The 20913-nt window shown below is 66.6% G+C and carries 21 protein-coding genes; 10 read left to right on the forward strand and 11 right to left on the reverse strand.

The window, feature by feature from the left end; translation table 11 throughout:
- Window position 1 precedes the first annotated feature (1 nt).
- The gene (locus QHG62_RS05710; protein ID WP_281149891.1) at window positions 2–1015 is read left to right on the forward strand and encodes a lysylphosphatidylglycerol synthase domain-containing protein; all 1014 of its coding nucleotides are present in this window, start codon (window positions 2–4) and stop codon (window positions 1013–1015) included.
- Entirely contained in the window at window positions 994–3564 is a 2571-nt protein-coding gene (gene ligD / locus QHG62_RS05715) for a DNA ligase D (protein ID WP_281149892.1), read from the forward strand. Before QHG62_RS05710 ends, ligD begins: the two co-directional genes overlap by 22 nt.
- On the opposite strand, the gene QHG62_RS05720 is transcribed toward ligD, so the two are convergent.
- From QHG62_RS05720 to QHG62_RS05735, 4 genes are all read right to left on the reverse strand, one after another.
- Window positions 3551–3793: a hypothetical protein gene (locus QHG62_RS05720; RefSeq protein ID WP_281149893.1), complete on the reverse strand. Its 243-nt coding sequence runs from the start codon at window positions 3791–3793 to the stop codon at window positions 3551–3553. The genes ligD and QHG62_RS05720 overlap by 14 nt on opposite strands.
- 160 nt (window positions 3794–3953) lie before the next feature.
- Complete coding sequence (locus tag QHG62_RS05725; protein WP_281149894.1) at window positions 3954–5075, reverse strand: phosphatidate phosphatase App1 family protein; 1122 nt, start codon at window positions 5073–5075, stop codon at window positions 3954–3956.
- Window positions 5072–5593, reverse strand: a complete 522-nt coding sequence (locus QHG62_RS05730; protein WP_281149895.1) for a dihydrofolate reductase — start codon at window positions 5591–5593, stop codon at window positions 5072–5074. The genes QHG62_RS05725 and QHG62_RS05730 overlap by 4 nt, the downstream gene beginning before the upstream one ends.
- A 19-nt stretch (window positions 5594–5612) precedes the next feature.
- The gene (locus tag QHG62_RS05735) at window positions 5613–6452 is read right to left on the reverse strand and encodes a thymidylate synthase (protein ID WP_281149896.1); all 840 of its coding nucleotides are present in this window, start codon (window positions 6450–6452) and stop codon (window positions 5613–5615) included.
- Window positions 6453–6488: 36 nt separating this feature from the next.
- Here QHG62_RS05735 and nthA point away from each other — a divergent pair, with 36 nt between their 5' ends.
- Genes nthA through QHG62_RS05750 form a run of 3 tightly spaced genes read left to right on the forward strand, consistent with a single transcriptional unit; the run spans window position 6489 to window position 8163 of the window.
- Window positions 6489–7130 carry a nitrile hydratase subunit alpha gene (gene nthA, locus QHG62_RS05740; RefSeq protein WP_281149897.1) on the forward strand — a complete coding sequence of 214 codons (642 nt, stop codon included), beginning with the start codon at window positions 6489–6491 and terminating at the stop codon, window positions 7128–7130.
- Entirely contained in the window at window positions 7127–7792 is a 666-nt protein-coding gene (gene nthB / locus QHG62_RS05745) for a nitrile hydratase subunit beta (protein WP_281149898.1), read from the forward strand. The genes nthA and nthB overlap by 4 nt, the downstream gene beginning before the upstream one ends.
- A complete protein-coding gene (locus QHG62_RS05750; RefSeq protein ID WP_281149899.1) occupies window positions 7789–8163 on the forward strand; it encodes a nitrile hydratase accessory protein in 375 nt (124 codons plus the stop codon). The genes nthB and QHG62_RS05750 overlap by 4 nt, the downstream gene beginning before the upstream one ends.
- Before the next feature lie 138 nt (window positions 8164–8301).
- On the opposite strand, the gene QHG62_RS05755 is transcribed toward QHG62_RS05750, so the two are convergent.
- Complete coding sequence (locus tag QHG62_RS05755; RefSeq protein ID WP_281149900.1) at window positions 8302–9744, reverse strand: FAD-binding oxidoreductase; 1443 nt, start codon at window positions 9742–9744, stop codon at window positions 8302–8304.
- Entirely contained in the window at window positions 9741–10148 is a 408-nt protein-coding gene (locus QHG62_RS05760) for a DUF2069 domain-containing protein (RefSeq protein ID WP_281149901.1), read from the reverse strand. Before QHG62_RS05760 ends, QHG62_RS05755 begins: the two co-directional genes overlap by 4 nt.
- 64 nt (window positions 10149–10212) lie before the next feature.
- Here QHG62_RS05760 and QHG62_RS05765 point away from each other — a divergent pair, with 64 nt between their 5' ends.
- The gene (locus QHG62_RS05765; RefSeq protein WP_258505108.1) at window positions 10213–11424 is read left to right on the forward strand and encodes a YihY family inner membrane protein; all 1212 of its coding nucleotides are present in this window, start codon (window positions 10213–10215) and stop codon (window positions 11422–11424) included.
- A gap of 6 nt (window positions 11425–11430) precedes the next feature.
- On the opposite strand, the gene QHG62_RS05770 is transcribed toward QHG62_RS05765, so the two are convergent.
- On the reverse strand, window positions 11431–11769 hold the full coding sequence (locus QHG62_RS05770) for an Mpo1-like protein (protein WP_126747457.1): 339 nt from the start codon (window positions 11767–11769) through the stop codon (window positions 11431–11433).
- Window positions 11770–11869: 100 nt separating this feature from the next.
- Here QHG62_RS05770 and QHG62_RS05775 point away from each other — a divergent pair, with 100 nt between their 5' ends.
- Complete coding sequence (locus tag QHG62_RS05775; protein ID WP_281149902.1) at window positions 11870–12253, forward strand: thioredoxin family protein; 384 nt, start codon at window positions 11870–11872, stop codon at window positions 12251–12253.
- A gap of 2 nt (window positions 12254–12255) precedes the next feature.
- Here QHG62_RS05775 and QHG62_RS05780 read toward each other — a convergent pair whose 3' ends face one another.
- Complete coding sequence (locus QHG62_RS05780) at window positions 12256–13200, reverse strand: LysR family transcriptional regulator (protein ID WP_281149903.1); 945 nt, start codon at window positions 13198–13200, stop codon at window positions 12256–12258.
- A gap of 110 nt (window positions 13201–13310) precedes the next feature.
- On the opposite strand from QHG62_RS05780, the gene QHG62_RS05785 reads away from it, so the two are divergent.
- A complete protein-coding gene (locus QHG62_RS05785; RefSeq protein ID WP_281149904.1) occupies window positions 13311–14729 on the forward strand; it encodes a M20 family metallopeptidase in 1419 nt (472 codons plus the stop codon).
- Between the two features lie 20 nt (window positions 14730–14749).
- On the forward strand, window positions 14750–15739 hold the full coding sequence (locus QHG62_RS05790) for a Bug family tripartite tricarboxylate transporter substrate binding protein (RefSeq protein ID WP_281149906.1): 990 nt from the start codon (window positions 14750–14752) through the stop codon (window positions 15737–15739).
- Between the two features lie 9 nt (window positions 15740–15748).
- Here QHG62_RS05790 and QHG62_RS05795 read toward each other — a convergent pair whose 3' ends face one another.
- The 3 genes from QHG62_RS05795 to QHG62_RS05805 are packed head-to-tail and all read right to left on the reverse strand — an operon-like array spanning window position 15749 to window position 20329.
- Entirely contained in the window at window positions 15749–16564 is an 816-nt protein-coding gene (locus QHG62_RS05795) for an alpha/beta fold hydrolase (RefSeq protein WP_281149908.1), read from the reverse strand.
- Between the two features lie 43 nt (window positions 16565–16607).
- Complete coding sequence (locus tag QHG62_RS05800; protein ID WP_281149909.1) at window positions 16608–19025, reverse strand: hypothetical protein; 2418 nt, start codon at window positions 19023–19025, stop codon at window positions 16608–16610.
- Window positions 19022–20329, reverse strand: coding sequence for an O-acetylhomoserine aminocarboxypropyltransferase (locus tag QHG62_RS05805; RefSeq protein WP_281149910.1), 1308 nt, complete (start codon window positions 20327–20329; stop codon window positions 19022–19024). Before QHG62_RS05805 ends, QHG62_RS05800 begins: the two co-directional genes overlap by 4 nt.
- 143 nt (window positions 20330–20472) lie before the next feature.
- On the opposite strand from QHG62_RS05805, the gene QHG62_RS05810 reads away from it, so the two are divergent.
- Window positions 20473–20913, forward strand: a complete 441-nt coding sequence (locus QHG62_RS05810; RefSeq protein WP_126747450.1) for a CBS domain-containing protein — start codon at window positions 20473–20475, stop codon at window positions 20911–20913.

Here is a 20913-nt window from a genome sequence, read left to right on the forward strand (position 1 = left end):
CATGAACCACAACGCCACCACGCTCTCGGCCGCCAGCGCTTCCACAGGCAAGCCGTCGCTGTGGCGGCGCTGCCGCCGCTGGCTGCTGCCGCTCCTCGGGGTAGCGGTGCTGGGCTTGCTGCTGTCGCATGCGCACAAGGTCGATTGGGCGGGCGCGTGGCAGGCGCTGCAGCGCTATCCCGCAACGCTGCTGCTCGGCGTGCTGGGGCTCGCAACCGCGAGCCACGCGCTGTATGGCTGCTTCGACCTGATCGGCAAGCGGCACACGCGCCACAAGGTGCCGCGCTGGCGCACCTGGGCCATTGCGGTCACGAGCTATGCATTCAATCTCAACCTGGGCTCGCTGGTTGGCGGCATTGCGCTGCGCGCGCGGCTCTACGCGCGCGCCGGGCTGGACGAAGCCACCGTGGCGCAGGTCGTCGGCATCAGCCTGGCGACCAACTGGCTGGGCTACGGGCTGCTTGCGGGCGGCCTGTTTGCGGCAGGTGCCATCACCCCGCCGCGCCAGGCCAGCATTGGCACGGATGCACTTCGCGTCCTTGGCGTGGTGATGATCGTGCTGGCTGCGGCGTATGTGGCGGCCTGTGCGTTTGCGCGTGGTCGGCAGTGGCAGGTGAGAGGGCGGCGGCTCAAGCTTCCTTCGGCACAACTTGCGCTCGTGCAGCTCGCGCTCTCCACGGCCAACTGGGCATTGATGGGCTGCGCTATGTACCTGCTGTTGGGCCGCCAGGTGCCGTATACGACGACCTTGAGCGTGCTGCTCGCTGCTTCGATCGTCGGGGTGATCACGCCTATTCCGGCGGGGCTGGGCGTGCTGGAGGCGGTGTACCTGGCGCTGCTCTCGGGCACCGTGCGCCAGGGCACGTTGATGGGCGCCGTGCTGGCGTACCGTGCGCTTTACTACCTGCTGCCGCTGGCCGGCGGCATTGTGCTTTACCTTTTTCTCGAACGCTACGCGGCAAGCCATCCGAACGAGGCGGAAAGCGAGACACCATGGCGCGCGCAAACCCGCTGAAGCGCTACAAGGAGAAGCGCAACTTCGGCGTCACGCCAGAGCCGGAGGAGGGCGGAGCATCGGCACCCGGCACGCTGCAGTTCGTGGTGCAGAAGCACTGGGCCAGCCGCCTGCACTACGACTTTCGCATCGAGCTCGACGGCGCGATGAAGAGCTGGGCGGTGCCCAAGGGACCGAGCTACGACACGCACGACAAGCGCATGGCGGTACACGTCGAGGACCATCCGATTTCGTACAACCAGTTCGAAGGCGTGATACCGCCCAAGCAGTATGGCGCGGGCAAGGTGATCATCTGGGACAAGGGCACCTGGACGCCCATCGGCGACGCCCGCAAGGGCTACAAGGCCGGGAACCTCAAGTTCGAACTGCATGGCTACAAGCTGCACGGCAAGTGGGCGCTGGTGCGCATGCACAGCAGCAAGGACGGCAAGCAGGATGCGTGGCTGCTGATCAAGGAGCACGACGACTACGCCCGCCCGGCCGCCGAGTTCAGCGTGGTCGACCAGTTTCCCGACAGCGTGGCCGAGATGCCGATGCCCACGCCGGCTGCGGCGGCGCCCGCACCCGAGGCGGCGCCTGCCCGTGCAAAACGCGGCAAGGCAGGCGGCGGCATGCCGGCCGATGCGGTGAAGGCCGCCCTGCCCGCCAAGCTGTCACCGCTGCTTGCCACTCTGGTCGACGGCCCGCCGCCCGACCCCGGGAACTGGTTTTATGAAATCAAGTTCGACGGGTACCGTTTGCTGGCCCGCATCGATGAGAAGAAGAACGTGCAGCTCATCACGCGCAACGGGCATGACTGGAGCAGCCGCATGCCGCAGCTGGTGCACGCCATCAAGGGCATGAAGCTCAAGCCCGGGTGGCTCGACGGCGAGATCGTGGTGCTCAACGAATCCGGAAGCACCGACTTTCAAGCCCTGCAGAACGCCTTCGACAAGGAGAAGACCAGCAACATCGTCTACTTTCTTTTCGACCTGCCGTACTACGGCGGCTTCGACCTCACGGGCGTGCCGCTCATCGAGCGCCGGGCCCTGCTGCAGTCGCTGCTTGCCAAGGCGCCGCCTGAAATCCGCTTCAGCGAAATCTTCGATGCGCCGCCTGAAGACATCGTGGCGTCGGCCTGCAAGATCGGGCTCGAGGGCGTGATCGGCAAGCGCAAGAACAGCACCTATGCATCGCGCCGCTCGCCCGACTGGATCAAGCTCAAGTGCTCGCGGCGGCAGGAGTTCGTCATCGGCGGCTATACCGATCCGAAGGGCTCGCGCGTGGGCATCGGCGCGTTGCTGATCGGCGTGCACGACGAAAAGGGCGATCTCATTTATTCAGGCGCGGTGGGCGCGGGCTTCAATGGCCGCACGCTCAACGAAATGCTCGAAAGACTGAAGCCGCTGGGCACCGACGAGCGTCCGTTCAAGGACCCGACCGAGAACGACCGCCGCGCGCACTGGGTCAAGCCGGTGCTGCTGGCCGAAGTCACTTTTTCGGAATGGACGAAAGACGGCCACGTGCGGCACCCGGTGTTCCACAGCGTGCGCACCGACAAGCCCGCCAAGGCGATCATCCGCGAGCAACCCGTGCATCAGCCGAAAGCCAAGCCGGGGAAAGAGGCCAAGCCCGCCCCTGATGCCGGCCCGGAACCCTCGGCCACGATGCCCGCCAACTTCAAGGTCTCGAATGCCGATCGCGTGGTCGACCCGACCACCGGCATCACCAAGATCGAGGTGGTGCGTTTCTACGGCCTTGTCGCGCCGCTGATGATGGAGCACCTGAAGAGCCGGCCCGTGTCTTTCGTGCGCGCGCCGCAAGGCATCAAGGGCCAGCTGTTCTTTCAGAAGCACCTCGACGAGGGCCAGATGGCCGGTGTGCGGCAGCTCGATCCGGCGCTGTGGCCCGCGCACCCCGAGCTGATCGAGGTGGCCAGCCCGCTCGGGCTGTTGAGCGCGGCGCAGATGAACGTCATCGAGCTCCACACCTGGAACGCTGTGAAAACACTCATCGGCAAGCCCGACCGCATGACCTTCGACCTGGACCCGGGCGAGGGTGTCGGCTGGCCCATGGTGCTGCAGGCGACGGAGCTGATGCGCGTGGTGCTCGACGAACTGGGCCTTCCGTCTTTCTGCAAGACCAGCGGCGGCAAGGGGCTGCACGTGGTCGTGCCGTTGAAGCGGCAGTATGACTGGGACACGGTCAAGGATTTTTCGCAGGCCATCGTGCGGCACATGGCGCGCACGGTGCCGCAGATGTTCGTTGCCAAGAGCGGGCCGAGCAATCGCATCGGCCGCATCTTCATCGACTACCTGCGCAACGGTTTCGGCGCCACCACGGTGTGTGCATGGTCGGTGCGTGCCCGTCCGGGCATGGGGGTATCGGTGCCGGTGGAATGGGCCGAGGTGCCAACGCTTGCAAGCGGCGCGCAGTGGACGCTGCGAAACATCCATGCCCGGCTCGACCGTGGCAACGACCCGTGGGCCGGCTATGCGAAGGCCGCGATCAGCCCGGGTGCCGCAATGAAGCGGCTGGGGTTCGAGCCCGCGAAGCTCAGAGCTCGATGAAGGCCGAGGTGGCCTTGTTCAGCGCCAGCATGCCCTTGGCGGTGATCGATTCCACTTGGGCGAGATGGCGTATCGCGCGATCGTCCGGCGCGTGGCCGGAAGACGGCGGGATAAAAGCGGTTACCAGCTCGGCCGCACGCAGCACGCGCACCCTGTCGATGTCTGCTGGCGTGTGGACGACGTATGGCAATTTCTGTTCGGCGATGACTCGAAGAAACTCCATGGACATGAGCCGTCTCCTTGTCTAGATGGCGGTACAAACATTTTGCGGAAAAAATCACGTTTGTGCCTAATCCCTGCACCGCATACGACTTTCTTGTGTGTACGAAAGTGTTCGCTTTTACCCAAGGCTGAAACGAAGGTGCCGATCCGCGCAGGGCTGAAACCGCTTACCGCGCAGCCTGTGCAGGCACCGGAGCCCTGTCGGCTGGAAGAATTTGCCAGCGCGCGGGGTCGATGCCGTTGAACGCTGCTGCGTAGCGGGCGGTGCCGCCGTCCTCGCCTGTTACATCGCGTATCGCAATGCTGTCGATCCGGTTGGGGTAGGTGCGCGCAACGTGGCCGTAGATCTCGGGGTCGCTCTCGCCCGAGTCGCCCACGAGCATGAATCGCCGCCGGGGAAAGTCGGCCAGCAGCCGCTCGATGATGCCGAGCTTGTGCGTGCGCGAATCCTGGTCGCCCGGAATCAGCGTGCGCCAGCTTGTGCTCTCGCGCAGGTGCATGCTGCCTGTGGGAAACCCCGCGTCGCGGACGAAGTCGGCCAGCGCGGGGTAGAGCTGTATGGGGCTGGCCGAAAGATAGTGGAACCGCGTGCCGGGCGTTTGCGAGAGCGTGCGGTAGTAGGCGGCCATGCCCGGCGCCGCCTCGAAGCGCCGCGCAAACGTGTTCAGCAGCATCTCGCGCCGGTCGCGCACCTGCGTGCGCTTGATGGTGTCGTCGATGTCAGAAATGATCGACAGGCCCTCGGCAGGAACGATCAGCGCCTGGCCCCTGAAGCGGTGCAGCAGCTCGCCGGGCCCCGTCACGGCATGGAACTTCAGCCACTCGTCCGAAGGCGACGCATGGGGTGCATCGATCACGATCCGCATGTCCATGCGGCCGTTGGCGCCCGAAGGCGGCGAGCTCACGCGTGCGGGGCTGCCGTCGAAGTCGATATCGAACACCTTGCCTTCTTCCGATTCGGCATGGAAGAGCGCCGTGCGCTGGTTGAAGCGCAGCCGCGCCGCGGGCGAGAGCTTGTTCAGGCGCAGGCCCAGGTAACGCGCGAACGCGGTGTTGAGGCCCCAGCGCCGGTCGGGCTCGTACACCCAGGCGTGAATGTCGATCTCGAGCCTGCCATCGCCGGTGGGGCGCGCCGTGCCGGGCATGAAGAGCGCTTCTTCGTCGGGCTCCAGCCGCTCGGCCGCCCGCAGCGCTCCTGTTGGTGCGAGGCCGAAAAGCAGTGCGGCGCCGGCCAGAAAGGAGCGGCGCCGCAGCGGCGGGGAAACGCGAACCCGGATGCCGCCGTTCATGTCTTCGAGGGCGCCACGCGTTCGTAAGTGACGAAGCTGAAGTTCAGGCCTTCCTTGGCCGACACATGCGGCTCGCGCTTTGTCTCGCGCCACTCGGCAGGAGAGAGTTCGGGCGCATGCGCATCGCCTTCGTAGTCGTGTGCGAGCTCGGTCACCACGGCGTACTGCGCGAGCGGTTCGGCTTCGGCATAGATCTGTGCACCGCCGATCACCCACACATCGGGCACCTGCGATTCTTCGCACAGCGCGAGCGCTTCCTGCAGGCTGCCCACGCGATGCGCGCCTTCGGCTTTCCAGTCGTCCTGCCGGCTGATGACGATGTTGTGCCTGCCGGGCAGGGGCCTGAAGCGCGGCGGCAGCGAATCCCAGGTCTTGCGGCCCATGACGACCGGCGCGCCGGCTGTCTGCTGCTTGAAGTGCACCATGTCTTCGGGCAGGTGCCACGGCATGGTGCCCTTGGCACCGATCACGCCGTTGGCGGCGCGGGCGAAGATGAGGTGCAAACGCGGTGTGGGCATATCGGGCGGAGCAGTGCGGTCACACAGCCACGGGCGCCTTGATCGCCTCGTGGTGCTTGTAGTCGAGCACTTCGAAGTCTTCGTACTGGTAGTCGAAGATCGAAGCCGGCTTGCGCTTGATGTGGAGCGTAGGGTAAGCGTAGGGCGTGCGGCTCAGCTGCAGTGCCACCTGCTCGGCATGGTTGCTGTAGATGTGGCAGTCGCCGCCGGTCCAGATGAAGTCGCCCACGTCGAGGTCGCACTGCTGCGCCACCATGTGCGTAAGCAGCGCGTAGCTGGCAATGTTGAAGGGCACGCCAAGGAAGATGTCGGCGCTGCGCTGGTAAAGCTGGCAGCTCAGCTTGCCGCGCTCTCCGGGTGCCTGCGGCGGCGCCACGTAGAACTGGAAGAAAGCGTGGCAGGGCATGAGTGCCATCTTCGAGAGCTCGGCCACGTTCCATGCGCTCACGATGATGCGGCGCGAATCGGGGTTGGTCTTCAGCGTCTTGATGACTTCGGAGATCTGGTCGATGTGGCCGCCGTTGGGCGTGGGCCAGCTGCGCCATTGCACGCCGTACACGGGGCCCAGGTCGCCGTCTTCGCGCGCCCACTCGTCCCAGATGGTGACGCCGCGCTCCTTGAGCCAGTTGTTGTTGCTGGAGCCGGTCAGGAACCACAGCAGTTCCTGGATGATGGACTTCAGGTGCACCTTCTTCGTGGTCACCAGCGGAAAACCTTCGTTCAGGTCGAAGCGCATCTGGTGGCCAAACACGCTCTTGGTGCCCGTGCCGGTGCGGTCGCTCTTGAACACCCCGTGGGTTTCCACGTGGCGCATGAAGTCTTCGTACTGGGAGCGGACGGGGCGGGCGGTCGAGGTCATGTTGGGAATTTTACGGGGCGGCGCTAGCATCGGCAGATGACCGGCCCCGACCACTCCCACGACCACTCCCACGACCACAGCGAACTCGGCGAAATGGACCTGCGTGTGCGGGCGCTGGAAAGCGTGCTCACGCAAAAGGGCTACATCGACCCTGCCGCGCTCGATGCACTGATCGACACCTATCAAACCCGCATCGGGCCGCGCAACGGGGCAAGGGTGGTGGCGCGGGCCTGGGTCGACCAAACCTTCCACGACTGGCTGATGGCGGATGCCACGGCCGCCATTGCTTCGCTCGGCTATACCGGCCGCCAGGGCGAGCACATGGTGGCGGTACAGAACACCGACGAGCAGCATCACATGGTCGTCTGCACCCTGTGCAGCTGCTACCCCTGGCCGGTGCTCGGCCTGCCGCCCACCTGGTACAAGAGCGCCCCATACCGCTCGCGTGCCGTGAAGGACCCGCGCGGCGTGCTGGCCGATTTCGGCACGGTGCTGCCCGAGACGACGCGCATCCGCGTCTGGGATTCCACCGCCGAGGTGCGCTACCTCGTGATTCCGCAGAGGCCCGCGGGCACCGAAGGCTGGAGCGAAGACGAACTCGCCACCCTGGTTTCGCGCGACTCGATGATCGGCACGCGCCATGCCGATGCGCCAGCCGCCGCAAGGAGCGCCGCATGAGCTACGTCACGCATGCGGACCTGGGCGGCCAGCCGGGCTACGGGCCGGTCACGCCCGAGCCCGAAGGCGAACTCTTCCACGCCGGCTGGGAGCCGCGCGCGCTGGCGCTCACGCTTGCCATGGGCGCAACCGGTTCCTGGAACATCGATGCGAGCCGCGCCATGCGCGAGACGCTGCCGAACTACCGCAACCTGAGCTACTACCAGATATGGCTTGGGGCGCTGGAGCAGCTGATGCTGCAGCGCGGGCAGGTTTTTGCCGACGAGGTCGCGACCGGCGAGATGCGCCACGCGGCCGCGCCGGTTCCCCGTGTGCTGCACGCCCAGAACGTGCCCGTGGTGCTCGCCAAGGGTTCGCCTACCGAGCGCGCCGCGCCGGGCCCCGCGCGCTTTGCCGTCGGGCAGGCCGTGCGCATGCACATCGGCAAGGCCGACTATCACACGCGGTTGCCGGGCTATGTGTGGGGCAAGCGCGGCACCATCGAACATGTGCACGGCGCACATGTGTTTGCCGATGCGAATGCGCAGGGTCTCGGTGAACAGCCGCAGTGGCTCTACACGGTCGTCTTTGAGGAAGCCGAACTGTGGGGCGATGCGCTGCCGCGCCAGAACCTCTCGGTGTCGGTCGATGCGTGGGAAAGCTACCTGCAGGCCGCCCCATGAAGATCGACATGCCACCGCTCGCGCTCGCTCCCGGCATGCCGCGCGATGCCGATGGCCCGGTGTTCCGCGAGCCGTGGGAAGCGCAGGCTTTTGCGATGACGCTCGCACTGCACGAGCGCGGCCTGTTCAGCTGGGTGGAGTGGGCCGAAGCCCTTGCGGCCCAGATCTCCGCCGCGCAAGCCGCTGGGGACCCGGATGCTGGCGACACCTATTACCGGCATTGGCTTGCTGCACTCGAAGGCCTGGTGGCCCGCAAGGGCGCGAGCTCGGGCGACGAACTCGCGCGCTACCGCCACGCCTGGGACCACGCGGCCGACCGCACGCCGCACGGCCAGCCGATCGAGCTGCGCGGCGAAGACTTTCCACGTTGAGGATTTGTCTTGCTCCTTCCCCCGCTGGGGGAAGGTTGGGATGGGGGCTGCCCCGCATCCATCTCAGCGCGGGGTTGAAGGCCGCTTGCCCCCACCCCGGCCCTCCCCCGGGAGGGGAGGGAGAAATATCCGCCGGCCCTAAACGCGGATCACGCGGCCCGGGTTCAGGATGTTCTTGGGGTCGAGCCCGCGCTTGATGGCGCGCATCATCTCCAGCGCCACGGGCGACTTGTGCTTCTCGAGCTTGTCGACCTTGAGCGAACCCACGCCATGCTCGGCCGAGAACGAGCCGCCGAACTTCTCGACCGCGTCGTACACCAGTGTGTTGATGCGCTCTTCCTCATTCTTCAAAAAGGCCTTGGCGTCGATGTTCTCGGGAGCCTGCACGTTGTAGTGCAGGTTGCCGTCGCCCAGGTGGCCGAAGTTCACCAGCCGCACGCCCGCAATTTCGCGCGCCAGCAGCGCATCGGTCTCGGCCACGAAGGCCGGAATGCGCGAAACGGGAATCGAGATGTCGTGCTTGATGTTCAAGCCCTCTTCGGCCTGCGCGAGCGGAATGCTTTCGCGGATGTGCCAGAGCTGGTGCGCCTGCGCAAGGTTCTCGGCCACCACCGCATCGGTCACGCAGCCGTCTTCGAAAGCCGTTTCGAGCAATGCCTCGAAGCGTGCGCGCGCATGGTCTTCGGATTCGCTGTCGGAGTTCTCGAGCAGCACGCAGTACGGCACGGCTTCGTCGCCGATGAAGGGCACGCGCAGTTGCGGCATGTGCTTGTCGACCAGGCTCAGCGCAAACTTGCCCATCACTTCGAAGCCCGTAAGGCCCGAGCCCAGATGCTTGTGCGCCAGGCCCAGCAGCGTGACCGCGTGGTCGAGCGAGGGCACTGCGGCCCAGGCCGTGAGCTGCGCCGCGGGCAGGGGGTAGAGCTTCATCGTCGCTGCGGTGATGATGCCCAGCGTGCCTTCGCTGCCGATCATCAGGTCGCGCAGGTCGTAGCCGGTGTTGTCCTTGCGCAGGCCGCTGGTGCCTTCCCAGATTTCGCCTTGCGGCGTGACCACTTCGAGGCCCAGGCACAGATCGCGCGTGTTGCCGTAGCGAACCACCTGCGTGCCGCCGGCATTGGTGGCAAGGTTGCCGCCGATGGTGCAGCTGCCTTCGGCGGCAAGGCTCAGCGGGAACAGAAAGCCCTGTTTCTCCGCCGTCTCCTGCAGCGTCTGCAGGATGCAGCCGGCCTCCACCGTCATCGTGAGATTGGCCGCATCGACGGTGCGAATCGCGTTGAGCCGCTGCAGGCTCAGCACCACCTGGGTGCCGCTGTCGTCGGGAATGGAACCCACTGCCAGCCCGGTGTTGCCGCCCTGCGGCACGATGGCCGTGCCGGCCGCGGCGCAGGCCTTGACCACGTCGGCCACCTGCTGCGCGTTGGCGGGCCGCACCACGGCCAGCGATTTGCCGCGCGCGCGCTTGCGCCAGTCTTGCTCGTAGGCCGCAAGGTCGCCTTCGTTCAGCACATGCTGCGCACCGACGATGTCGCGCAGCTGGTCGATGAGGGGAGCGGAAGAAGAGGTCGTCGTTGACGTCATTGGGCGGAAGCCTCCAGTTGGCGGGCAGCCTTGGCATTGCGAAGGCGCAGCCGCACATGCCAGGCGCAGGCGGCAAAGAGCATGAGGCACAGCAGCACCTCGACCAGCGCGAGCGCTTGCCCCACGCCGTTGGTGTCGCTCCACGCGCGCACCACGCCCTCGGTGAAATAAAGCCAGATCATCAGGCTGACCCAGCGGTAGGTGTACATGCGGTTCTTGTAGAGCCCCGCAAGCGGAATGACAAGCGGCAGCACCTTCAGCGCCAGCAGCGAACCGCCAGGCCGCAGCGGCGCGAGCCACAGCTCCCAGGCCAGCCCCAGCACGATCAGGCCGACAACGCTGCCCACGGCAAGCCAGCGGGTGGCGCGGACGGAAGAAGAGGCTTGCGGCGTGACGATTTGCATGGAGTGATCACCGCGGAACTGGCGACACGGAGTGTGCGAAGACGAGGAGAGGGATCGGGTTCTTATGATACCGGCCATGAATCGTCGTCAGCTGTGGAGGGATCTTTCGCGTTTTCCGTGGGGCAACACCGCGGCGGTGCTGGGCGAGCGTTTTCGCGAAGACCGCCTGGGGCTGACCGCCAGCAGCCTTACCTTCACCACCACCATTGCGATGGTGCCGTTCTTCACCGTAGCGCTGGCGCTCTTCACAGTTTTTCCGATGTTCGCCAAGCTGCAGGGGCGGCTGCAGCGCTGGTTCATCGAAAGCCTGATTCCGGACAACATTGCGCGCCAGGTGCTGGGCTACCTTAACCAGTTCTCCAGCAAGGCCGGCGGGCTGGGCATCGCGGGCTTGGTGGTGCTGCTGATCACCGCCATCGCGCTGATTCTCACCATCGACAAGACGCTCAACAACATCTGGCGGGTGCGCTCGCCGCGGCCTCTGGCCCAGCGCGTGCTCATCTACTGGGCCGCCATCACGCTCGGCCCGCTCATCCTTGCAGTGAGCCTTTCGACCACTTCGTATGTATTTGCCGCTTCGCGCGACGTGGTGGGCGGAAGCATCCTGAAGCTGTTCTTCGACACCTTCGAGTTCGTGCTGCTCGCGGCGGGCATGGCGTCGCTCTATCACTATGTGCCCAACACCAACGTGCGCTGGTCGCATGCATGGGCCGGCGGCATCTTCGTGGCGGCGGCCATCGAAATTGCCAAGCGCGTGCTGGGCTACTACCTGAGCCTGGTGCCGACCTATTCGGTGCTGTACGGCGCCTTTGCCACGGTGCCGATCCTGCTGGTGTGGATCTACGTGGCGTGGGTGATCGTGCTGCTGGGGGCGGTCATTGCCGCGTATCTGCCCAGCCTGCTGACTGGCGTGGCCCGCCGCGGCGGCCGGGCGGGGTGGCCGCTGCAACTGGCGATGGAAGTGCTGCAGCACCTCGCACGTGCGCGCGCCACGCCGGCCAAGGGCATGGGAGCGACCGAGCTCGTCACGCGCATGCGGGTGGACACGCTGCAATTGGTGCCGGTGCTCGAAACCCTGGTGGTGCTCGACTGGATTGCGCCGCTCGCCGAAGAAACGCCGAACGAAGACCCGCGCTACGTGCTGCTGGCCGACCCGTCCACGCCGATCGAGCCGCTGCTCAGGGAACTGCTGATGCCGCGGGCTGAGCCACTCGAAGACCTGTGGCAAAAGGGGCCGCTGCGATCGCTGCGTCTGGGCGACGTGCTCCTTATTTAATAGCGGTCAGATCTTGACCCTGCCCAGCCAGATGTCGCGGTACATCGCCCAGTCGCCCATGAAGGAATAGAGCGGGCGCTTGAACGAGGCGGGCCGGTTTTTCTCGAAGCCGAAATGCCCGATCCAGGCAAAGCCATAGCCCGCGACCAGCCCGGCCAGCAGCCAGAGCGGATCGAGCGTGACCACCAGGGCCACCAGGCACACCAGCGAAATCGTCGAGCCCACGAAATGCAGGCGCCGGCAGGTGCGGTTCGCGTGCTCGGTCAGGTAGAACGGGTAGAACTCCGCAAAGCTCTTGAAACGTCGCGGATCGACAGCAGATTCCGGGGCAGTCGTGGTGTTCATCGTGCGAGTCTCCTGGGCGCCGGAGGCGCTTTGTTCATAATAGCCACGACCTTCCGGCCGCACCACCGCGGTTTGTATTCACACTTTCACAGCATCAGCTTTGAGCGCTCTTCCCGCCGCCCCCGAATCCGCCGAGCCGGCCGGCGCCGCGCCATGGGTCGTGTGCCTGTGCGCCGAATGGTGCGGCACCTGCCGCGACTACCGGCCGCTGCTGGAGCAGGTGGCGCGGGCGCATCCGCAATTCCGCTTTGCGTGGGTCGACATCGAAGACCACGCCGAGATCGCCGATGCCTTCGACGTGGAGACCTTTCCCACGCTGCTGATCGCCGGTGCCGAGGGCACCCGCTTCCTGGGCCCGCTGCTGCCGCACGCCGAAACGCTCTCGCGCATGCTCGGCGCGCTGCAGGCGCCGCAGCCTTCCAGCCTGGATGTCGACCTGCTGCTGGCCGTGCTCGAGAAGCGGCCGGCTGAATTCGCGGTCTGACCTTATCCCGCCGCGCCGGAACGCGCGCGCCCCAGCTTGCGCCGGCCCGCGCCGGCAATGGCATTCACCATGTGCCGCACGAATTCTTGCGCCAGCGGTGTGAGCGTTCGGCCTTCGAGCGCCAGCACCTGCAATTGACGCTGCTGCAGCGGCGCCTCGGCGAACGGGCGCGCCACCATCTCGCCCGCGTCGATGAGGTGCGTCACTGTCAGGTGTCCGGAGAGCATCACGTCCGGTGTGCGCAATAGCGGCAGCAGCACCGAAGAAAAGTTGCTGACGAAGATCGCGCGGTACTGCAGGCCCTGCAGGCTGCACGCCTGGTCGAACAGCTGCCGTGCGGTCACGCCCTTGTCGCCCACGGCCAGCGGGTAGCGCACGGCGTCTGCAACCGACACCACGCGTTGCCGCGCCAGCGGATGGTCCGGGCGCAGCACCGCGAACACGGGTGCGTTGGCCGAATGCTCGATCTTCAACCCGGGCTCCGGCGCCACGACGTATTTCAAGGCGATGTCGGCCTCTCCGCGGGCAAGCAGCGCGCTCACACCATCGGGCGAGCCCACATGCAGTTCGAGCTGCGTGCCCGGATGCGACGATTCGAAGCTGCGCATGAGTTGCGGCATGAAGTGCGCTGCGAACCCTTCGGTACACGCGGTGCGAATGCGGTGCGCGCTGCGGCCGCCGAGGTCGCGCACCTGTTCGAAGACCTGTTCGATGTCGAGCTGCGCATTGCGCAAGTGTGCCGCGAGCCGCTCGCCGGCTGCGTTGAGTGCCATGCCCCGAGCGTGGCGCTCGAACAGGGGCGTGCCCAGGCTGTCTTCAAGCTTGGTGATCTGCCGGCTGACCGCGGATGAAGCGACGAACAGCCGCGCCGCCGCCTGGCTCACCGAGCCGCTGCGCGCCACCTCGAGGAAGTGGCGCATCGGAATGCTGAGGAGCGGTGGTGCCATGGGTGTCGAGCCTTGCCTTGAAGGCAATGGTAGCTTGCGAAAACGGTGCTGGAAGCATCGCGCTTCAGGCCTTGTACTTGCTGCACCCACCGACACAGGAAAAACTCTTCATGCAACGTACCGAGAGCCTTGCCGCTGCCGCCGCCTATTTCGACGACGGCGGCTTCTTCGCCGACCTGCAGCGGCGCATCGCCTTTCGCACCGAAAGCGACACCGGCGCCGCCACGCCCGCGCTCGGTGCCTATCTGCGGGAGGAACTGGTGCCGCCGCTGACTGCGCTGGGCTTCGAGTGCGAGATCGTCGAGAACCCGGTGCCCGGCGGCGGGCCGTTCCTGATTGCGCGGCGCATCGAAGACCCCGCATTGCCCACCGTGCTGAGCTACGGCCACGGTGACGTGGTGAGCGGGCAGGACGCGCATTGGGACGAAGGCCTCGGGCCCTGGGCGCTCACCGTGCGCGGCGACCGCTGGTATGGGCGCGGCACGGCCGACAACAAGGGCCAGCACACCATCGCGCTCGGCGGGTTGGCAGCTGCGCTGCGCGCGCGGGGCGGGCGCCTGGGCTACAACATCACCTGGCTCATCGAAACAGGCGAAGAGGCCGCGTCACCGGGCCTGCATGCGGTGTGCGAGCAGCAGCGCGGCAAGCTGCGCGCCGACCTTTTCATTGCCAGCGACGGGCCGCGGGTGAGCGCCGAGCGGCCCACGCTTTTTCTTGGCTCGCGCGGTGCCGTCAACTTCAGCCTGCGGCTGCGTGCACGGGCGCGGGGTTACCACTCGGGCAACTGGGGCGGCGTGCTCGCCAACCCGGCCACGGTGCTGAGCCACGCGGTAGCCTCGCTGGTGGATGCGCGCGGGCGCATCCTGGTCGAGGCGTTGCGACCGTCGTCCATTCCACAGGGCGTGCGTGAAGCATTGGCAGATATCGCCATTGGCGGCGGCGCCGACGATCCGGCGCTTGACGAAGGCTGGGGCGAGCCCGGTCTAAGCCCCGCGGAGCGGCTCGTAGCTTGGAACACCATCGAGGTGCTCGCACTCGGTGCCGGCTCGCCGCAGCGGCCGGTGAACGCGATCCCCTCCGAAGCGGTCGCGCATTGCCAGTTGCGCTTCGTCGTCGGAACGCCGTGGCGAGACTTGGCGAATATCGTGCGGGCGCATCTCGACGCGCACGGCTTCGGCAACGTCGAGGTGCAGGTCACCCTCGAAGGCGCGGCCACGCGGCTCGATGTGGAGAACCCATGGGTCGATTGGGCCCGGCGTTCCATCGAGCAAAGCAGCGGCCAGCCCCTCGACCTGCTGCCCAACCTCGCGGGCTCGTTGCCCAACGACGTCTTTGCCGACCTCCTGGGCTTGCCCACACTGTGGGTGCCGCATTCCTATCCGGCTTGTGCGCAGCATGCGCCCAACGAACACCTGCTGGCCCCGCTCGCGCGCGAGGGCCTTCAGATCATGGCGGGCCTGTATTGGGACCTGGGCGAACCGGGGCTCGCGCCGTGGGCGGCCGAGAAAAAACAGCACGCCGCCTCCTGATTTTTCTTCTTGGACGAACCATGAAAACTCCCCTCTCCAATAGCCTTCGAAGCCTGCTGGCCTGTGCTTCGGCCTTCATCGCCCTCCATGCGCCCGCACTCGCGCAGGACGCCTGGCCCGACAGGCCCGTGAAGTTGGTCGTGCCCTTTCCGCCGGGTGGCGGCACCGACATCGTCGCGCGGGCGATGGGGCAGGGCTTGTCGGAGCGGCTCGGCCAGCCCGTGGTCATCGACAACAAGCCCGGCGCCTCCACCATCATCGGCACCGATGCGGTCGCCAAGGCCGCGCCGGACGGCTACACGCTGCTGCTCTCGGGCTCCACCAGCTACAGCGTGAACCCCGCGCTTCGCGCCAAGCTGCCCTACGACCCGGCGCGCGATCTCGCGCCCATTGCCATCGTCGCGCGCACGCCGCTGGTGCTGGTGGTGGGGGCCGGAACGCCATGGCGCTCGCTGCCCGAGCTCATTGCCGCAGCCAAGGCCAAGCCGAAGAGCATCCGCTACGCAACCTTCGGCGCCGGCTCGGGGCCGCACCTCGCGGGCGAACTGCTCGCGTTGGCCGCGGGCATTCAGCTGCAGGACATTCCGTACAAGGGCAGCAGCCAAGGCTCGATGGCGGTGATTGGCGGCGAGATCGAGATCGGCATCGACACCGTGGCCGCCGTGGCGCCGCATGTGCGCTCGGGCAAGCTGCGTGCGCTGGGCATCGTGGGCGCGACGCGCTCCAGCATGCTGCCCGAGGTGCGCACCCTGGCCGAGCAGGGGCTGCCAGACGCGACCTTCGACGCCTGGTACGGCTTTGCCGCGCCGGCCCGCACGCCGGCACCGGTGCTCGACAAGCTTGCGCGGGCGGTCACCGCAACCATGAGCAGCCCGGCCTTGCAGGCGCAGCTTCGCACGCAGGGCATGGAGCCGGTGGCAATCGGCGCGGCGGCGTTCCGCAGCCAGATGGAGGGCGAGATCTCGCGCTATCGCGCGCTGGCCCATCGCGCAGGCATTGCGCCCGAATAACGTTGTGGCTCAGGCGGGCGTGCCGACGAAGTCGCGCAGCGCAAACAGCACTTCGTCGGGTGCCTCGCTCATCAGCGAGTGCCCCGCATGCACCGTGACGACCTTGCCCTGCTTCGCCTTGGAGGCGAGTGCCTTGGTGGCGCGCGGCGGCGTCATCTGGTCGGCATCCCCAAGCAGGAAGAGCACAGGGCATTGCACGGCTTCGATGGCTTGTTCGCCGTTGGCGTAGTCGTTGCAGGCCTTGAAGCCGATGTGGAACACGTTGGCGCTGCGGTTGCTCGCGAGCACGCGGCGCATCAGCGCGCGCGAGCTGCCGTAGAGCCACGTGCCGGGGCCTAGCGAGGAGGGCGGCGGTGCGAGCAGCGAATGCGAGAAGTTGTTCACCATGGTGATGGCACGCTGCGGATCGTTGAGTGCGCCGTTGAGCAGTGCGGGCGACACGGTCATCGGGTAGGCGGTGCCCACCAGCGCAAGATGCGTAACGCGCTCGGGCGCGCGTGAGGCGGCCTCCAGCGCAATGAGCGAGCCGAAGCTGTGGCCCACCAGCGCAGCCTTTTGCACGCCGGCGGCGTCGAGCAGCGCAATGACGAACTGCGCAGCCTCTTCCACGCTGGCGGGCGGTGGGCCCTCGCTCTTGCAATGGCCGGGAAGGTCGAGCGCGAGCACGTTCCAGCCGTGGTTGGCGAACCAACGGCTTTGCAGGATCCACACGCTGTGGTCGTTGAGCACGCCGTGGATGAACACCACGGTGGGCTTGTTTGCATCGGAGGCCTTGCCGCCGGTGTAGCAGTAGGTGCGGTGATGGTTGACATCGAACGTGCTCATGCGTGTTCCTCGGTTCCTGTCTCAGTCGATTTCTGCGTCGGATTCATTGGGCTGCCGCACGTGCCCAGCGGTCGAGGCGCTTTATCGCGCGCTCGAACAACTGGCTCGCCGCCCGGGCAAGCGCCGCGTCGCCGGGCTCGATGTGGCGTCCGCTGCCCGCGCCGTCCTGCAAGCCGTAGATCGGATACGCAGCAGTGCTTTCGGTAGCCGGCACCACCTGGTAGATGAAGTGGTACGGGTCATATGCCAGGTCGGGCAATGTGGGGTCGGTGTCGAGCTTGCGGTCGATCGTCAGGCTTACCCATGTGGCGCCGGCATCGTTGATGTCCGGCCCGATGCGGCAGGTGCCGAGATTGATGTCGCGGCCATGGTCCACGCCCAGGCTGTGCAGCTTCTCGATGGTGGCAACAATGCGCTCTACCGTGATGCTGCCGGTGAGCTGCTGCCACGCGGCGTTGGCTTCCGCCACGCGGCGCTGCAGCTCGGGCCACACGGGCGGCAATTGCGTCGGCGGGATGTCTTTCCATTCCGCTGGCGGTGCGTGGCCCGTCGGGCTGTGGGCCAGGCACAGCCGCTGGCTCGATCCCTTGCCGCGAAGGCGGCCGAATATGCCGGGCTGTTCGCTCAGCACGCCCAGATGCCATGTGGGCACAGGCGCAGGGCTGTCGCCATCGGTTTCATGGTTGCCTTGGCGTATCTGCACGTAGATCGGCTGATTCCCGATTTCCGATTCACCGTTCTTGCGTAGTTCGAACTGCCAGCCGCTTGCTTCGGGCTGCAGGCGCAGCACCGCATAGCCGTCGTTCAGGGCCAGCAACTCGGTCCAGCCCAGCATCGTTGCGATATCTGGTGCATGGCCGTCCGGCAGCACGGGCTGCTCGGTGGCAGGCGTATTCAGGGCCTGCGCGCAACGCTCGGCCTGGGCTTCATCGCCCAGCAGCCGCCAGGCTTGGGCGAGGTGCTGGCACAAGCCATCGCTCAGGCGATCGCTTGCGAGCAGCTCGCGCGTGATCTGTTCCACCAGCGGCCGCTGCCCCAGTTTGGCGGCAGCCTTGGCCGCGAGCGCCATCAAAGCGACACGGCGCGTTTCGGCGGGAATGTCGGCAATGAGCTCCTGCAGGGGCGTACTCGCCTGCGCATTGCAGTGGGCCAGGACCTCGAGCACCTGCGCCGGCTGTTCCAGCTGGTCGTAGGCCCAGGCTACTTCGTCGGCCAGTTGTTCGGCCGGCCACTGGCTGCCGAAGGTGTGGTTCAGCACCTTCCACGACTCGACGGCACCAGCCCATTGCCCGCTGCGGGTCTGGCAGCTCAGCCGTCCATGGTATTGCTCCCAGAACGGCGACACCGCCCAGCCCTTCTCGTGCCAGGGGATGGCTTCGGCAAAGCGCTCCTGCCGGTAGTAGCCGTTGATCGCGAGGTTGTTGCACAGCATCGCGTAGATGTGAGGTTCGGCGTCCAGAGGGCCGCCTTCGCCCGTGGCGAAGTAGTGCTCGAAGCGCGCCGCGCCGAGTTCATAGGCCTCGGCCTCGACCGCGCTGACGCGTGCAAGGTCGATGGTGTTCGTATAAAGGCCTTCGCGCTCCTTGAGCAATTCGACCGCTTCGGCAAACTCGCATCCCGCGCTGTAGTAGTCGCCGCCGCCCAGGTTGCGGTGCTCGGCCCAGCGGATGCCCTCCAGGTCGAAGGGCTGGCCCATCTTGTAGTCGAGCAGCACGCGCCAGACCTGGGCACGCGGGTCCGGCACCTGCGCCATGTAGGCGTCGAGGTCGGCCGCAGCGCCTTCGAGGTCGCCGGCGTACTCGCGCAACCGGGCGCGAATGCGCAGCGCCGCCGGCAACCCGCCGGTACGCTCGTACATTGCTGCGATGGCGCGCGCGTGGCCCTGCTGGTCGGGGTCGTCGGCCTCGGGGAGGGAGGCGCGCATCAGTGCGGTCCAGACCCAGTGAAGGGAATGGTCCTCGCCGAGCGAACGCAGGCGTTCGACGATCGGCTGGATTTGCCTGTCGAAGCACTCGCCGGCCTTGAACATCGCGTCGTGATAGAGCCGGCCGGCCACGTCGTGCTCGCCGTCTTCCCAGGCCCAGTCGGCCGCCTCGTACCAGGCGGCAGGCAAGGCGATGGAGCCCAGGCGGGCTACCGCCTCGAGGATCAGGGCGCGCGATTCGGGGCCGCGGCCCAGCCGGCGTGCCAGGTGGGCCTGCTCATAGAGCGAGAAGCCGGCCTCTTGCCAGTGGTGGGGCGTGCGCGGCCGGGTGGCAAGCAGCGTGGCGCGCTGGCGCTCGTACATGTCCATGGCTTCGTCGCCGCGGTCGAGTGCGCCGAGCAGGCGTGCCTTGCGCAGGAGCAGGCCCGCGTCGCCGGGATGCTGGCCCAGCGCGTCGTCGGCCATTGCCAGTGCGGCTTCAAGCCGGTCTTCCTCGTGCAGCGCGTCGATGGATTCAATGGATGCCTCTACGCTCATGCGGCTTTCTCCGCAGCCTTCAGCGCCCGCTTCAGGTCGTCGATCAGGTCCGCCGGGTCTTCAAGGCCGATCGAAAGCCGGATCGTCCCTTGCGAAATGCCCGCACCCGCCAGCGCCTCGTCGGTCATGCGGAAGTGCGTGGTGCTGGCCGGGTGGATCACCAGGCTGCGGCAATCGCCCACATTCGCAAGGTGGCTGAAGAGCTTGAGCGCCTCGATGAACGCCTTGCCCTGCGCGCGGCTGCCCTTGATGTCGAAGCTGAACACCGCGCCCGCACCGCGTGCGCCGTGGCGCAACAGCTTTTGCGCCAGTGCGTGGCTGGGGTGCGATTCGATCAGCGGATGGCCCACGCGCGACACGAACGGGTGGCTCGCGAGAAACTCGACCACCTTCTGCGTGTTGTCGATGTGGCGCTCCATGCGCAGCGGCAGGGTTTCGATGCCCTGCAAGATCAGCCAGGCGGTGTGCGGGCTCATCGAGGCACCGAAGTCGCGCAGGCCCTCGCGCCGCGCGCGCAGCAGGAATGCACCGACCGTGCTTTCCTCGCTGAAGACCATGTTGTGAAAGCCATCGTAGGCCTGGGTCAACTCCGCGAATTTGCCGGATTTTTCCCAGTCGAAACTGCCGCCGTCGACCGCCACGCCGCCGATCACGGTGCCGTGGCCCGAGAGGAACTTGGTGGCCGAGTGGTAGACAAGGTCGGCGCCCCAGTCGAAGGGCTTGATGAGGTAGGGCGAGGTGAGCGTGGAATCGACCAGCAGCGGCACGCCGGCTTCATGGGCAATGTCGCTCACCGCCGGAATGTCGAGCACGTCGAGCCCGGGGTTGCCCACGGTTTCGCCGAAGAAGAGCTTGGTTTCGGGGCGCACCGCGGCGCGCCAGCCGTCCAGGTCCCCGGGCTTCACGAAGGTGGTTTCAATGCCGAAGCGCCGCATCGTGTAGTGCAGCAGGTTCTGCGAGCCGCCGTAGAGCGCGGTACTGGCCACGATGTGGGAGCCCGCACCCATGAGCGTGGCGATCGAAAGGTGCAGCGCCGCTTGCCCGCTGGCGGTGGCAATGGCGCCAATGCCGCCTTCGAGCGCCGAAACACGCTGCTCGAGCACCGCATTGGTCGGGTTGCTGATGCGCGAGTACACATGGCCCGCGCGCTCCAGGTTGAAGAGCGCCGCCGCATGGTCGCTCGACTCGAAGACGAAAGAAGTGGTGAGGTGGATCGGCACCGCCCGCGCGCCGGTGGCGGGGTCGGGTGCGGCGCCGGCGTGCAGCGCCAAAGTATCGAATCCGGGGTCGGAATAGCCGGGCATGAGCACCTTTCTGGGTTCGTTCGCAATGCCCCGTTACGTCTGCTAATCATGCGCGCGCATCATGGGCGTGGGAGTCGGCGCCGATTGTGGGCTATATTCAATTCGGCACCGCCGCCGAGAACGATTTCCGAGAGGAGCACACGATGAAAGTCAGCGACATCCTTCGCGTCAAGGGCAACACGCTCTTCACCATCACGCCTGACGACCTGCTGGCCGAAGCGGTCAAGACCATGGCGGAAAAGGACATCGGCTCCCTGGTGGTCATGGAACACGGCGACCTGGTCGGCATGCTCACCTTCAGGGAAGTGATCGTGGCCCTGGTCGACAACGGCGGCCAGGTGGGCGGCACGCTCGTGCGCAAGGCCATGGACGATGCGCCCGTCACGTGCACCCTCGAAACCGAGCTCGACGAAATCCGCCGCATCATGCTGGAGCGCCACGCGCGCTACATGCCCGTCATGGACAAGCGCATGCTGATGGGCGTGATCAGCTTCTACGACGTGGCCAAGGCGGTGGTGGACAGCCAGAACTTCGAGAACAAGATGTTGAAGGCCTACATCCGCGACTGGCCTGAAGAGCAGTAG

Origin of the sequence: Variovorax paradoxus, assembly GCF_029919115.1 — a bacterium.
GTDB classification, from domain to species: Bacteria; Pseudomonadota; Gammaproteobacteria; order Burkholderiales; family Burkholderiaceae_C; genus Variovorax; species Variovorax paradoxus_O.

Coding starts and splice junctions, on each gene's coding strand:
- ligD (WP_281149892.1), top strand. CDS start 994: ATGGCGCGCGCAAACCCGCTGAAGCGCTACAAGGAGAAGCGCAACTTC.
- QHG62_RS05795 (WP_281149908.1), bottom strand. CDS start 16,564: ATGAGCACGTTCGATGTCAACCATCACCGCACCTACTGCTACACCGGC.
- QHG62_RS05735 (WP_281149896.1), bottom strand. CDS start 6,452: ATGACCTCGACCGCCCGCCCCGTCCGCTCCCAGTACGAAGACTTCATG.
- QHG62_RS05750 (WP_281149899.1), top strand. CDS start 7,789: ATGAAGATCGACATGCCACCGCTCGCGCTCGCTCCCGGCATGCCGCGC.
- QHG62_RS05725 (WP_281149894.1), bottom strand. CDS start 5,075: ATGAACGGCGGCATCCGGGTTCGCGTTTCCCCGCCGCTGCGGCGCCGC.
- QHG62_RS05810 (WP_126747450.1), top strand. CDS start 20,473: ATGAAAGTCAGCGACATCCTTCGCGTCAAGGGCAACACGCTCTTCACC.
- nthB (WP_281149898.1), top strand. CDS start 7,127: ATGAGCTACGTCACGCATGCGGACCTGGGCGGCCAGCCGGGCTACGGG.
- QHG62_RS05720 (WP_281149893.1), bottom strand. CDS start 3,793: ATGTCCATGGAGTTTCTTCGAGTCATCGCCGAACAGAAATTGCCATAC.
- nthA (WP_281149897.1), top strand. CDS start 6,489: ATGACCGGCCCCGACCACTCCCACGACCACTCCCACGACCACAGCGAA.
- QHG62_RS05785 (WP_281149904.1), top strand. CDS start 13,311: ATGCAACGTACCGAGAGCCTTGCCGCTGCCGCCGCCTATTTCGACGAC.
- QHG62_RS05800 (WP_281149909.1), bottom strand. CDS start 19,025: ATGAGCGTAGAGGCATCCATTGAATCCATCGACGCGCTGCACGAGGAA.
- QHG62_RS05805 (WP_281149910.1), bottom strand. CDS start 20,329: ATGCCCGGCTATTCCGACCCCGGATTCGATACTTTGGCGCTGCACGCC.
- QHG62_RS05710 (WP_281149891.1), top strand. CDS start 2: ATGAACCACAACGCCACCACGCTCTCGGCCGCCAGCGCTTCCACAGGC.
- QHG62_RS05770 (WP_126747457.1), bottom strand. CDS start 11,769: ATGAACACCACGACTGCCCCGGAATCTGCTGTCGATCCGCGACGTTTC.
- QHG62_RS05730 (WP_281149895.1), bottom strand. CDS start 5,593: ATGCCCACACCGCGTTTGCACCTCATCTTCGCCCGCGCCGCCAACGGC.
- QHG62_RS05780 (WP_281149903.1), bottom strand. CDS start 13,200: ATGGCACCACCGCTCCTCAGCATTCCGATGCGCCACTTCCTCGAGGTG.
- QHG62_RS05755 (WP_281149900.1), bottom strand. CDS start 9,744: ATGACGTCAACGACGACCTCTTCTTCCGCTCCCCTCATCGACCAGCTG.
- QHG62_RS05760 (WP_281149901.1), bottom strand. CDS start 10,148: ATGCAAATCGTCACGCCGCAAGCCTCTTCTTCCGTCCGCGCCACCCGC.
- QHG62_RS05765 (WP_258505108.1), top strand. CDS start 10,213: ATGATACCGGCCATGAATCGTCGTCAGCTGTGGAGGGATCTTTCGCGT.
- QHG62_RS05790 (WP_281149906.1), top strand. CDS start 14,750: ATGAAAACTCCCCTCTCCAATAGCCTTCGAAGCCTGCTGGCCTGTGCT.